We start from the raw sequence: 12,130 nt of genomic DNA on the forward strand, positions 1-12,130 counted from the left end.
TTTTGGCTTCCACGCCAGAAATCAACCGGAACCGACCATGAGCCAATCGATCAAGCAACGCCTGGAAAGCAGCCTGCACACCGCTGCCGCCTCGGGCCGCCAGATCGCCAGCTACATGCTCGCCAACCTCCACGAACTGCCGTTCCAGACCTCGGCCAGCATCGCCACCAAGCTGGGTGTGAGCGAGTCGAGCGTCGGCCGCTTCTGCCGCTCGCTGGGCTACGCGCACCTCAAGGCGCTCAAGCAGGACCTGCAGAACGACCTCGGCGACGGCCCCTGGCTGGTGGGCGACCGCCTGCAGGAGTTCCGCCAGCAACCCGAGGACGACCAGCGCTCGGGCAGCCTGGAGCTGGAAATGGCCGCGCTGGTGCGCGTGCACGAATACAGCCGCGGCGAAGCCTGGCAGCAGGTCGCCCGGCGCCTGGCGGAAAAACCGCGGGTGTTCGTCGCAGGCTTTCAGACCGAACGCGGCGTGGCCATGTGCATGAGCCACCTGCTGCAATACCTGCGCGACGGCGTGCAACTGGTCGACGGCAGCGCCGGACATTTCGCCGAGGTGCTGCTGGGGCGCCCGCAGGACTGTGCACTGGTGGTATTCGAGGCGCGCCGCTATTCCCGCCACGCCCTGCAGCTGTGCCACAAGGCCCGCGAGCTGGGCATCCCGGTGACCCTGGTAACCGACACCTTCTGTGACTGGGCCGATGCCAACGCCGACGAGGTGTTCCGCATCCCCACCGAATTCAACCTGTTCTGGGAATCCACCGCGACCATGCTGTCGTGGGTGCACCTGATGGTCAACGAGGTCTGCAAGAAGCTCGGACCGGATGTTGAAAGACGCTTGGAAGCAACTGCCGCTCTACATAACGAGTTCGTCGGCTACACCTCGTGGCCGGCGGGCAAACAACAATAGCAAGAGTGCAACTACCGAGGTGCGAGATGAAAGGAACCATGGCTGTGGTGGGTGCGTGCGCCCTGCTGCTGGCGGCCGGCGCCAGTGCCGAGACCCTGCGTTTTGCCACTGAAGGCGCTTACCCGCCGTTCAACTACGTCGATGCCGACAACAAATTGCACGGCTTCGACATCGACATCACCCATGCCTTGTGCGAGCAGATGAAAGTCGAGTGCACCCTGGTGGCCCAGGACTGGGAAGGCATCATCCCGGCGCTGATGGCGCGCAAGTACGACGCCGTGGTGGCCTCGATGATCGACACCGAGGAGCGCCGCCGCAAGATCGCCTTCACCGACCGCTACTACCGCACCCCGCTGACCGTGGCGGTCGCCAAGGACAGCAAGATCAGCGACGCGCAGACCGACTTCAAGGGCTACACCGTCGGTGCCCAGTCCGCCTCGACCCAGGCGATCTACGCCGAGGACGTGTACGGCAAGGCCGGCGCGGACGTGAAGCTGTACCCGACCCTGGACGAGGCCAATGCCGACCTGGCCGCCGGTCGCCTGGACGGGGTGATCGCCGACAAGTTCCCGTTGCACGAATGGCTGAACAAGAATGGCAAGGACTGCTGCAAGATCCTCGGCGACGTCGACGGCACCAAGGCCGACGCGGCGATTGCCGTGCGCAAGGATGACGAGGCCCTGCGCGTGCGGCTGAACGAGGCCCTGGCGGCGATCGTGGCCAATGGCACGTACCAGAAGATCGCGAGCAAATACTTCGCCTTCGATATCTACCAGTAATCTCGTGGGAGCGGGCTTGCCCCGCGATGGCGTCCTGCGTCAACCAGGTGCTATCGCGGGGCAAGCCCGCTCCCACGGGGTCGTCTGTATCCCGGGGGTTACCCATGCTCGATCAACTCTCCCTGCTCTCCTTCGCCAGCGGCGGCTGGGGCCAGGCGCTCTTGGCCGGCGCTCTGGTGACCGTGTCGTTGGCCCTGGCCTGCCTGCCCATCGGCCTGCCGCTGGGCCTGCTGGTGGCGCTCGCCGCGCGCTCGCGCAAACGCCTGCCGCGGGCCTGGGCCACCACGTTCTCCACGGTGTTCCGCGGCCTGCCCGAATTGCTGACCCTGCTGATCATCTACTACGGCTGCCAGATCGCCGCGCAGAAGATCCTCGCCGCGCTGGGCTACCAGGGCGAGGTGCTGATCAACACCTTCCTCGCCGCGATGGCCGCCTTCAGCCTGGTGTTCGCCGCGTTTTCCAGCGAGATCTGGCTGATGGCCTTCAAGACCCTGCCCAAGGGCCAGCTGGAAGCCTGCGCGGCCCTGGGCCTTAGCAAGCGCACCGGATTCTTCAAGGTGGTGTTGCCGCAACTGACGCGCATCGCCCTGCCGGGCCTGTCGAACAACTGGCTGAGCCTGCTCAAGGACACCTCGCTGGTCTCGACCATCTCGCTGATCGACCTGATGCGCCAGACCAACCTGGCGGTCAGCGTGACCAAGGAGCCGATGCTGTTCTACGGCGTCGCCTGCCTGGTCTACCTGCTGTTCTCGGCGCTGTCGGGCAGGGTCTTCACCCTGCTGGAGCGGCGCAGCAACCGCCATTTGCAAGGAGCCCGCCCATGAGCCCGGAGCAACTGCTGGCCTACGTGCTCGATCCCGACCTGCTGGAGCGCTACGGCGCGCGCTTCGTCGATGGCCTGCTGGTCACCGCCAAGCTGGTGGCGATCTCCTTCACCCTCGGCGCGCTGCTGGGCATGCTCCTGGCCCTGGCGCGGATGTCGCAGCACCTCGTTCTGCGACGCCTGGCTGCGGGCTACGTGTATTTCTTTCGCGGCTCGCCGCTGCTGGCCCAGCTGTTTTTGCTGTACTACGGGCTCGGTTCGCTCAAGGGCTTCTGGCAGGACCTGGGGCTGTGGTGGTTCTTCCGCGAGGCCTGGTACTGCGCCCTGCTCGCCTTCACCCTCAACACCGCCGCGTACCAGGCCGAGATCTTCCGCGCCAGCCTGATGGCCGTCGCGCCGGGCCAGTACGAGGCGGCCAAGGCCCTCAACCTCAAGCGCTCGACCACCTTCTTCAAGGTGGTGCTGCCGCAGTCGCTGCTGGTGGCCATCGGCCCGTTGGGCAACGAGCTGATCATGATGATCAAGGCCAGCGCCATCGCCTCGCTGGTGACCATCTACGACCTGATGGGGGTGACCAAGCTGGCCTTCTCGCGCAGCTTCGACTTCCAGATCTACCTGTGGGCGGCGGTGCTCTACCTGCTGATCGTCGAGGTGGTCCGGCGCACCCTGAAACACCTGGAGGCCCGCCTGGGCCGCCACCTGAACTGATTGAAGGAACCTTTTCATGCATTGCCAGACCATCGTCCTGGGCGCCGGCATCGTCGGCGTCAGCACCGCTCTGCACCTGCAGGCCCGCGGACGCCAGGTGATCCTCGTCGACCGCGACGAACCGGGCAGCGGCACCAGCCATGGCAACGCCGGGCTGATCGAGCGCTCCAGCGTGATCCCCTACGCCTTCCCGCGCCAATGGAGCGCCCTGCTGCGCTACGGCCTGAACCGCCAGCCCGACGTGCGCTACAGCCTGACCCACCTGCCCAAGGTCGCGCCCTGGCTGCTCAGCTACTGGCGCCAGTCCGCCCCCGGCCGCCTGGCCAAGGCTGCCGCCGACATGCTGCCGCTGGTGCAGCGCAGCGTCGAGGAACACGATGCGCTGATCGAGGCCGCCGGCCTGCAAGGGCTGGTGCAGGCCAAGGGCTGGATCGAGGTGTACCGTGATGCCGCGCTGTTCGAACAGGCCAAGCGCGACCTGAAGGGGCTGGCCCGCTACGGCCTGCAATACGAGATCCTCGAACGCGAACAACTGCAGGCCCGCGAACAGCAACTCGACGGTGGCGTGATCGGCGGCATCCACTGGCTCGACCCGAAGACGGTGAGCAACCCCGGCGGCCTGACCCGTGGCTATGCGGCGCTGTTCGTCCAGCGCGGCGGGCAGTTCCTCCACGGCGATGCCCGCAGCCTGCGCCAGGTCGAGGACGGCTGGCAGCTGGACACACGTCGCGGCAGCGTGACCGCCGACGAAGTGGTGGCCTGCCTCGGTCCGCAGTCGGCCGACCTCTACGAGCGGCTGGGCTACCGCTTTCCGCTGGGCATCAAACGCGGCTACCACATGCACTACGCCACCCGCGATGGCGCCGAGCTGGGTCATTCGATCTGCGACACCCAGGGCGGTTACGTCCTGGCGCCGATGGCCCGTGGCGTGCGCCTGACCACCGGCATCGAGTTCGCGGCGAGCGACGACGCCGCCAACGAGATCCAGCTGCGCCGCTGCGAAACCCTGGCGCGCCGGCTGTTCCCGGCCCTGGGCGAGCGCCTGGACGACAAGCCGTGGCTGGGCCGCCGCCCCTGCCTGCCGGACATGCGCCCGGTGATCGGCCCGGCGCCCCTGCACAAGCACCTGTGGTTCAACTTCGGCCATGCCCACCACGGTCTGACCCTGGGCCCGGTCAGCGGCCGCCTGCTGGCCGAATTGATGACCGGCGAGCACCCCTTCACCGACCCTGCGCCCTACAGCGCCGCACGTTTCGACTGAACCTTGAGCGGGAGAACAACAAGATGACCGCCCCCCTGAGCCTTGCCAGCCTGCACCCTGCCCCCGATCCGCGCCCGGAGCTGATCCGCATCGAGGGCCTGAACAAGCACTACGGCGCCTTCCATGTGCTGCACGATATCGACCTGTCGGTGCGCGAGGGCGAGCGCATCGTGCTCTGCGGCCCGTCGGGTTCGGGCAAGTCGACGCTGATCCGCTGCATCAACCGCCTGGAAATCGCCCAGCAGGGCAGCATCCGCGTGGCCGGCACCGACCTCGCCAGCAAAGGCCGCCAGGCCGACCAGGTGCGCAGCGAGATCGGCATGGTGTTCCAGCACTTCAACCTGTTCCCGCACATGAGCGTGCTCGACAACTGCCTGCTGGCGCCGATGAGCGTGCGCGGCCTGTCGCGCCGGGAGGCCGAGGAACGGGCGCGCTTCTACTTGAGCAAGGTCGGCATCGAGAGCCAGGCGCACAAGTACCCCAGCCAGCTGTCCGGTGGCCAGCAGCAGCGGGTGGCGATCGCCCGGGCGCTATGCATGAAACCGAGGATCATGCTGTTCGACGAGCCGACCTCGGCGCTCGACCCGGAGATGGTGGCCGAGGTGCTGGATGTGCTGGTGCAGTTGGCCGGCACCGGCATGACCATGCTGTGCGTCACCCACGAGATGGGCTTCGCCCGGCAGGTGGCCGAGCGGGTGCTGTTCCTCGAGGGCGGGAAGATTATCGAGGACAGCCCACCCGAGGTGTTCTTCGGCCAGCCGCGCACGGCGCGGGCACAGGCGTTTCTCAAGCAGATCCTGCACTAGCATTCTCCAGTGAATGGCAAGTGACAGCCTGTACTGCCATTTTTCATTGACGCAGCCGCCCCAACGCCTCCAGTACATGTTCCGTCGCCCGCTCCACCTGCCCCTCGCGACAGGCGATCCCCAGTTGGCGCCACATCCCCGGTCGCAACGGCCGCCGGGCGATGCGCGCGGCGGCGACTGCTGCACCTCCCCTTCCTGCGGCAGCAAGGTGGCGCCGTAGCCCGCCGCCACCAGGCTCTTGATCGCATCGTTGTAGTTCAGCTCGATCCGCGGCTCGGGGTACAGCCCCGCCGCGGCAAACCACTCCGAGGTCACCCGCGACAACTGCGTGGAGCTGTCGTTGAGGATCAGCGCCCGGGCCGCGAGCCAGGCCGGCGTGACCCGGGCAGGCGGCTGCCAGTCGGCGGGAACATAGGCCATGATCGGGTCACGCCGCCACGGTGTGATCCTCACCCCTTTGCCCGCCACCTGCGGCAGCGCCACCAGGCCGATGTCCAGGGTGCCCTCGCGCAGTCGCGCCAGGGAGGCCTGTGAAGTGAGCACCTGAACCTGCACGTCGACTCCCGGATGGTCCACCCGCAGTGTTTCCAGGGCCTGGGGCAACAGGTGGGCGATGGCGCCAGTCGAAGCGCCCAGGCGCACCCGCCCGGTCAGGCCCTGCACCTGGCGGCGCACTTCGTCCAGGGCCTGGTCGGCGTCGGCCAGCAGGCGCCGGGCGCGGGTCAGCAAGGTCTCGCCAATGGCCGTGGGGCGCACCTGGCCGCGGGTGCGGGTGAGCAAGGGCGCACCAATGCGTGCCTCCAGCTCGGCCACGTGCAGGCTGATGGTCGGAGGCGCCAGGTTGAGCTGACGGGCGGCGTCGGCAAAGGAGGCACGGTCGGCAATCACCACCAGGGTGCGCAGGCGGTCGAGGCTGATTTCTCGCATGGGGTCTCGGCACGGATGAAGTATTAGCGGCTGGCACATCTCAGGTAGGAGCGGCCTTGTGCCGCGAAAGGGCTGCACAGCAGCCCCGGCACTTTCGCGCCAAACGGGCAACCCTGGGGCTGCTTCGCAGCCCTTTCGCGGCACGAGGCCGCTCCTACAGGGGCATGCGATTTAGATTCAGGATTACTGAACATGGCAATCATGATATTCAAATTTTCTTTCGTCCAGCGAACGACGAGGATAACGCCATTCCCTCTCTTCACTGGACCACCGACATGCACCAGCCCCTCGTCTTCATCGACGGCGACCAAGGCACCACCGGCCTGCAGATCCATGCCCGCCTGCACGGCCGCCAGGACCTGCGCCTGCTCACCCTGCCCGAAGCCGAGCGCAAGGACCCGGCGCGGCGCAGCGAGGCGATCAACAGCGCCGATATCGCCGTGCTCTGCCTGCCCGACGACGCCGCCCGCGAGGCCGTGGCCACCCTGCACAACCCGGCGGTGCGGGTGATCGACGCAAGCTCCGCGCACCGCACCACGCCCGGCTGGATCTATGGCCTGCCGGAACTGAACGAACAACAGGCCGAACGCATTGCCCGGGCCACCCGGGTAAGCAACCCCGGCTGCTACCCCACCGGCGCCATCGCCCTGCTGCATCCGCTGGTCAAGGCAGGCTTGCTGCCGGCGGACTATCCGCTGAGCATCCATGCCATCTCCGGCTACTCCGGTGGCGGCCGGGCCGCCGTCGAGCGGCATGAGCTGCGCAGCGACGCCTACCTGCCGACACTCCAGCTATACGGCCTGGAGCTCGCCCACAAGCATGTGCCAGAGATCCAGCAGCATGCGAGGCTGAGCGCGCGGCCGGTGTTCGTGCCGGGTTACGGCGACTACCGCCAGGGCATCGTGCTGAGCATCCCGCTGCAACTGCGTCTGCTGCCCGGGGTCAGCGCCGAGCAGCTGCAAGCCTGCCTGGAGCGGCATTACCAGGGCGCCCGCCATGTGCAGGTGATGCCTCTGCACCAGCACGGCCCAGCTCAGGCGCTGGACCCGCAGGCGCTGAACGACAGCAACGACTTGCGCCTGGCCGTGTATGCCAACCCCGAGCATGGCCAGGTATTGCTGACCGCGGTGTTCGACAACCTGGGCAAGGGCGCCTCGGGCGCCGCGGTGCAGAACCTCGACCTCATGCTGGCCGGGCTGCGCTAGAATGATCGCCCGCCTCGTTCCGGGGCGGGTGTTTCAGTCCTGCCGGAGCCCGACCCGCGATGTTCATCCTCCGCCGCCTCGAAGGCGTGCCGCCCGAATCCTTCCAGAACCAGATCCGCCAGCTGGTGATCGACCATGTCGGCCAGCTCAGCAGCGTCGCCATCAGCCCGGACAATCCGCTCTACCCGTTGTACCAGTACGGTGTCGGCCTGGAGGTGCACCAGTACCTGATGGCACTGGACGGCACCCGTGGCCTGGCCGTCGAGCTGACCCTGGCCCTGGATGCCGAGGCACCGGACCAACTGCTCGGCTTCGCCCTGGTACTGCCGGCCCAGGACAATCCTCAGGCCTGCGCCCTGGCCTACCTTGCAGTGACGCCCAGCCACCGCCGCCAGGGCATCGCCCGTGGCCTGCTGCACGCGGTGCGTGAACGCTATGCCTGCGTCGAGCTGAGCACCTTCGCCCAGCAGGTACCGTGGTTCGAGAACATGGGCCTGCAGGTGGTCGCCTGTATCGGGCCGCAGGTGTTGATGAGCAGCACCGGGCAGGCCAGCGGCGCGCTGATCGGGCGGCTGGACATCGCGCCGATCTACCAGACCGTCGAAGTCCGGCAGATCCACGCCTACCTGCTCAAGCAACAGGGCGAGGCGGCGATGATGGATGCCGAGCGCCTTCGCGACGAGCGGCTGGACGTCCTGACGGAACAGGCACGGGCGTGCGTCAGGGAACGCAAGACCGTGCATTGAGGCGCCTCGCCGTCAGCCCTTGATGGCCTTCTCGATCGTGGCAATGTCGATCTTGCGCATCTGCAGCATCGCCTCGAACGCCCGTTGCGCCACGGCGCGATCGGGGCTGGCCACCGCCTGGGTCAATACCCGCGGACTGATCTGCCAGGACAGCCCCCACCTGTCCTTGCACCAGCCGCATACGCTCTCGCTGCCACCGTTGCCGACGATGGCGTCCCAGTAGCGATCGGTTTCCTCCTGGCTATCGGTCGCCACCTGGAACGAAAAGGCCTCGCTGTGGCTGAACGCCTTGCCGCCATTGAGACCGATGCACGGGATGCCCATCACGGTGAACTCCACCGTGATCACATCGCCCGCCTTGCCCGAGGGGTAGTCGGCGGGCGCCTTGTGCACGGCGGTCACCCGGCTGTCGGGGAAGGTGCTGGCGTAGAAGTTCGCCGCGTCCTCGGCGTCGTTGTCGTACCACAGGCAAATGCTGTTCTTGGCGGTCATGATCGGACTCCTGGCGGGACTCGTTGCCCACGAGTCTAGCCGCCTGTCCTGGCATGCCAGGTCGGGCACGATCAGCGGCTCAAGCCATCAGCCCTGGCAGGCGAACGCCTGGGCCAGGTCACCGTCGCTCAGCGCGCTGGCCGGATGCAACTGGCGATACTCGCTCAAGGCCTGCTCCAGCCGTGCGCCGCGCAGGCGCCCGTCGCTGGCGATGAACAGCAACGCATCGTCGCGGGCGGCCTGGTAGGTACGCGTCGGATGGCTGGTGGAGCCGCTTACCGCTGCGGTGGCGAGGCTCGAGCCGACGGTGAAGTGGTCGGTCGAGTTGCCCTTGCCGTCCATGGCCAAGGCCGGGCCGGCAAGCAGCAACATCGCCAGCAATGCTCGGCCGCGCAGGATCACGAGGCAACCCGTGCGGCTTGCGCGACGTCGGCGTGCCGCTGGCTGAAGGCCAGGTAATAGCCATTGCAATCACGCACGCCGAACTCCCGCGAACCATACTCCGTGTCGTGCAACGGCCAGGCGATATCCGCCAGCTCGCGAACTTGTGCGTAATAGCCGTCGACATCCTCGACCACCAGATAGAAGGTCCCGGCACACCCCGGCGGCAGCCGCCACAGGTCGTCCTCGGTGAACAGCAGGCGGCAGTCGTGCAACTGGACGGTAAGGGTCGATTGCGCGGTGTCGGCGACGGTAAATTGCAGCACATCGCGGTAATGACGGCGGGTGGCGTCAAGGTCGGTGCAGCGCAAAAGCGGGGCAACAGGCATGCGGAACCTCCTCGTCGGTGAACGGGTTGCGGCGGATCATCGCCGCAAACCTCAGCCCCTTCAAGGTCTTTGGCTCGTGGGTCATTGACTGCGTCGGGGCTACCAGGTGTCCTACGCAAATCTTGCAGCGGCTGTGAGATCGAGCGCCGCCCGCGCGGCGCATCGCGGGACAAGCCCGCTCCCACATTTGTTTCGGGCCTGTCTTTCCTGTGCCATCACCTGGTCCGCCTTGTTGGTACGACGCGGTTTTGGCGTGGTCGCTAACGCTGCTCCACATGACTCAAGGCATGCACCAAGGCAGGCGCCGGTACTTTCACAGGCATAATTGGCCCGAAACAAACTGTGGGAGCGGGCTTGTCCCGCGATGCGCCGCGCGGGCGGCGCTCGATCTTACAGACGCTGAAAGATTTGCGGCGAACAGTGCCTGGTCTCGAAACTGATGCGCCTGGCCAAGCATCGCGGCTGAGCGCTCAAGTCGGCCAGGCAAGAGCCGATACCCCTAGTGCATCCGATCGGATGCACGATTGTGCAGTTACTCAAGGATGATTCATGTTGCGCCACAACCTGCCAGCCCTGCTGGCACTGTCGCTGTTGCTGTCACTCACCGGCTGCAATGGCCTGCCACGCTCGAACGCCACCGACTCAGCGCCGCTCGGTCCGATTCAACCGGATAGCGAAGCCCGCACGGCCTGGATCACACAGATCCTGGCCCAGGACCCACTGGCCAGCCAGGACCGACAGCCACCACCGCGCCAGAGCAACGCGCAGATCGTCGACGCATTGCGCCAGAAACGCGACCTGAAGTTGCCGGATGCCTACTGGGCGCAATGGCAACGCAATCTCGATACTTTCGATGCCGAAGCCTCCCGTCACAAGGAAGCACAGCGCGCCCGTTACATCGCCACCTTCAGCGACCAGCTCAAGCGCGTCGACGACACCACCCTGCAACGCCTGGCCATTGCGCCCGACACCCTGGACGCGGCTACCCGCGATGCCTGGAAGCAACGCCTGATCGAGCGCTACAGCCGCTATATCATCGACAGCGAAGTAGGCCGCGACATCCTCGACGCCCACCTGCGACGCATGGCGCTGATGGACCGGCAATTCGGCGTCTGCGACCTGGACAGCCATTGCTGGGACCGCACGCCCAGACCGTGAAATTTGACTCGCGACGGCGCAGGGCTCAAGGTCAGTGATCCCACCGACCTGGAGCCCGACATGCATTTCGACCTGATCCAGAGCTTGTGCCTGGCTGGCAAGCCCGATGTGCCCAATGACGACCGTATCGGCAACGCCGACTGCCACGCCTGGGTCATCGACGGCGCCACCGACCTCGGCGCCCCCGGCCTGCTCGGCGAGCGCGGCGGCGCGGCGTGGCTCTCGGCCACGGCCCAGCGCGCCTTCGCCACGGCCTCGGGGTCACTGCGACAGGTCTGCGAGACAGTTTTCGATACTATTGCCCAGGCCTACCGGCAGGATCGCCGGCGCGAGCCCCTGGCCACCTGGGAACTGCCGCGCGCGGCCTTTGCCGCGGTGGCCATCGAAGGTGAAGAACTGGTCTGCGCGCACCTGGCCGACTGCGTGGTGCTGCATCGCAGCGCGCAAGGCATCCGCTTCCTCACCCCCGAGCCCGATCGCGAGGCCGAGCAAGCCGAAGCCGCCGCACTCGGCCCCGGCACCGGCGCCCACGGCGTGCGCACCCCAGCGGTGCTGGCCGACCGCCGCAGCGCCCGCGAGCGGCCCCGGGCCGTGCTCGGCGTCGATGCCGAGCTGTCCCGTGAAGGTACCTTCTACAGCCGAGCGCCAGTCGCCGTGGGTGACGATGTGCTGCTGATGAGCGATGGCTTCGCGGCGCTGTTCGATACCTACCGGGCCTATGACCCGGCAGGTTTCATCGAGCGCCTGCAAAGCCACGGCCTGGATGACCTGGCACGGACACTGCGCGGCATCGAGCACGACGATGCCGCATGCCTGCGCTACCCGCGGTTCAAGATGAGCGACGACGCCTCGGCGATCTGGTTGCGGGTGGGTTGACCCTTGTAGGAGCGGCCTTGTGCCGCGAAAGGGCTGCAAAGCAGCCCCGGCTGTGAGGAGCGAGATGTTACGCCAACCGTTTATGCAGGAAATAACGGCTATGCCCAGGCGGAAAGTCGGCAAGCTCGCCGAACACCTCGAACCCCAGCTTGCGGTAGAAGTCCGGCGCCTGGAAGCTGAAGGTGTCCAGCCAGATTCCGCAGCAGCCCCTCTCCCTCGCCAGCGCCTCGGCCTGGGCCATCAGCTCGCGTCCGGTGCCCTGCCCGCGCATGCGCTCGGGTACCACCAGCAGCTCGACGAACAACCAACCCCCTCCGAGCCTGGCGTAGAGCCCGCCAACGACCTCATCATCGTCGGGATCGCGCAGCGTCCAGGCGACGGTGGCCGCGCCGGGCGAACCGATCACGCTGTCGTTGAAGGCGCGCAGGGGTTTGAGAATCGCATCGTGGTGCAGGCTGTTGGCCTGGTCGGTGAAATCGATCGTGAGCGTCATGGCAGATCGTCCGGTTGACCAGGCAGGAAGGAGGGGCTAAGCGTGCAGGATCAAATCTACTTCGGATTGCTCCGTCCAGATATATACCATTCGCCCCCGCTCTGCCATACCTCAAAGAAGCTCACGCATTCAGCCGCGTTTTCGTGGGTGATGAGACCCCATCAACTCACGGCGCT

General features: G+C 66.7%; 14 protein-coding genes and 1 pseudogene. 10 read left to right on the forward strand and 5 right to left on the reverse strand.

Annotated elements, in window-relative coordinates:
• Positions 1 to 37: 37 nt before the first annotated feature.
• The 6 genes from ACZ899_RS07395 (at position 38) to ACZ899_RS07420 (ending at position 5,287) form a co-directional block, all read left to right on the forward strand.
• Positions 38 to 910, forward strand: coding sequence for a MurR/RpiR family transcriptional regulator (locus ACZ899_RS07395; RefSeq protein WP_203646922.1), 873 nt, complete (start codon positions 38 to 40; stop codon positions 908 to 910).
• 26 nt (positions 911 to 936) lie between these two features.
• A complete protein-coding gene (locus ACZ899_RS07400) occupies positions 937 to 1,689 on the forward strand; it encodes a transporter substrate-binding domain-containing protein (protein WP_234561129.1) in 753 nt (250 codons plus the stop codon).
• Positions 1,690 to 1,793: 104 nt separating this feature from the next.
• A complete protein-coding gene (locus ACZ899_RS07405; RefSeq protein WP_232855319.1) occupies positions 1,794 to 2,513 on the forward strand; it encodes an ABC transporter permease in 720 nt (239 codons plus the stop codon).
• Positions 2,510 to 3,220, forward strand: coding sequence for an ABC transporter permease (locus ACZ899_RS07410; protein ID WP_203646925.1), 711 nt, complete (start codon positions 2,510 to 2,512; stop codon positions 3,218 to 3,220). Before ACZ899_RS07405 ends, ACZ899_RS07410 begins: the two co-directional genes overlap by 4 nt.
• Before the next feature lie 16 nt (positions 3,221 to 3,236).
• Entirely contained in the window at positions 3,237 to 4,481 is a 1,245-nt protein-coding gene (locus ACZ899_RS07415) for an NAD(P)/FAD-dependent oxidoreductase (protein ID WP_234561128.1), read from the forward strand.
• A 23-nt stretch (positions 4,482 to 4,504) separates the two neighbouring features.
• Complete coding sequence (locus tag ACZ899_RS07420) at positions 4,505 to 5,287, forward strand: amino acid ABC transporter ATP-binding protein (protein ID WP_096047910.1); 783 nt, start codon at positions 4,505 to 4,507, stop codon at positions 5,285 to 5,287.
• A 43-nt stretch (positions 5,288 to 5,330) separates the two neighbouring features.
• Here the strand turns inward: ACZ899_RS07420 and ACZ899_RS07425 are convergent.
• A pseudogene (locus ACZ899_RS07425) lies at positions 5,331 to 6,214 on the reverse strand (LysR family transcriptional regulator).
• Positions 6,215 to 6,489: 275 nt separating this feature from the next.
• On the opposite strand from ACZ899_RS07425, the gene argC reads away from it, so the two are divergent.
• Together argC and ACZ899_RS07435 are read left to right on the forward strand one after the other, a co-directional pair.
• Positions 6,490 to 7,419 carry an N-acetyl-gamma-glutamyl-phosphate reductase gene (argC, locus tag ACZ899_RS07430; RefSeq protein ID WP_234561127.1) on the forward strand — a complete coding sequence of 310 codons (930 nt, stop codon included), beginning with the start codon at positions 6,490 to 6,492 and terminating at the stop codon, positions 7,417 to 7,419.
• Between the two features lie 59 nt (positions 7,420 to 7,478).
• On the forward strand, positions 7,479 to 8,165 hold the full coding sequence (locus ACZ899_RS07435) for a GNAT family N-acetyltransferase (RefSeq protein WP_234561126.1): 687 nt from the start codon (positions 7,479 to 7,481) through the stop codon (positions 8,163 to 8,165).
• A 12-nt stretch (positions 8,166 to 8,177) separates the two neighbouring features.
• Here the strand turns inward: ACZ899_RS07435 and ACZ899_RS07440 are convergent, their stop codons facing one another.
• The 3 genes from ACZ899_RS07440 to ACZ899_RS07450 all read right to left on the reverse strand — a co-directional run bounded on the left by ACZ899_RS07440 (position 8,178) and on the right by ACZ899_RS07450 (position 9,427).
• Positions 8,178 to 8,657 (reverse strand): VOC family protein, encoded by a 480-nt coding sequence (locus tag ACZ899_RS07440; RefSeq protein WP_234561125.1) that lies wholly within the window; start codon positions 8,655 to 8,657, stop codon positions 8,178 to 8,180.
• An 87-nt stretch (positions 8,658 to 8,744) separates the two neighbouring features.
• The gene (locus tag ACZ899_RS07445; protein ID WP_234561124.1) at positions 8,745 to 9,059 is read right to left on the reverse strand and encodes a DUF2388 domain-containing protein; all 315 of its coding nucleotides are present in this window, start codon (positions 9,057 to 9,059) and stop codon (positions 8,745 to 8,747) included.
• Positions 9,056 to 9,427 (reverse strand): VOC family protein, encoded by a 372-nt coding sequence (locus ACZ899_RS07450; RefSeq protein WP_203646931.1) that lies wholly within the window; start codon positions 9,425 to 9,427, stop codon positions 9,056 to 9,058. Before ACZ899_RS07450 ends, ACZ899_RS07445 begins: the two co-directional genes overlap by 4 nt.
• Before the next feature lie 549 nt (positions 9,428 to 9,976).
• On the opposite strand from ACZ899_RS07450, the gene ACZ899_RS07455 reads away from it, so the two are divergent.
• The gene (locus ACZ899_RS07455; protein ID WP_234561123.1) at positions 9,977 to 10,585 is read left to right on the forward strand and encodes a hypothetical protein; all 609 of its coding nucleotides are present in this window, start codon (positions 9,977 to 9,979) and stop codon (positions 10,583 to 10,585) included.
• A 60-nt stretch (positions 10,586 to 10,645) separates the two neighbouring features.
• The gene (locus tag ACZ899_RS07460; protein ID WP_234561122.1) at positions 10,646 to 11,461 is read left to right on the forward strand and encodes a protein phosphatase 2C domain-containing protein; all 816 of its coding nucleotides are present in this window, start codon (positions 10,646 to 10,648) and stop codon (positions 11,459 to 11,461) included.
• A 67-nt stretch (positions 11,462 to 11,528) separates the two neighbouring features.
• On the opposite strand, the gene ACZ899_RS07465 is transcribed toward ACZ899_RS07460, so the two are convergent.
• Entirely contained in the window at positions 11,529 to 11,954 is a 426-nt protein-coding gene (locus ACZ899_RS07465; RefSeq protein WP_234561121.1) for a GNAT family N-acetyltransferase, read from the reverse strand.
• Positions 11,955 to 12,130: the final 176 nt, after the last annotated feature.

The organism is Pseudomonas sp. TE31087 (assembly GCF_057284075.1).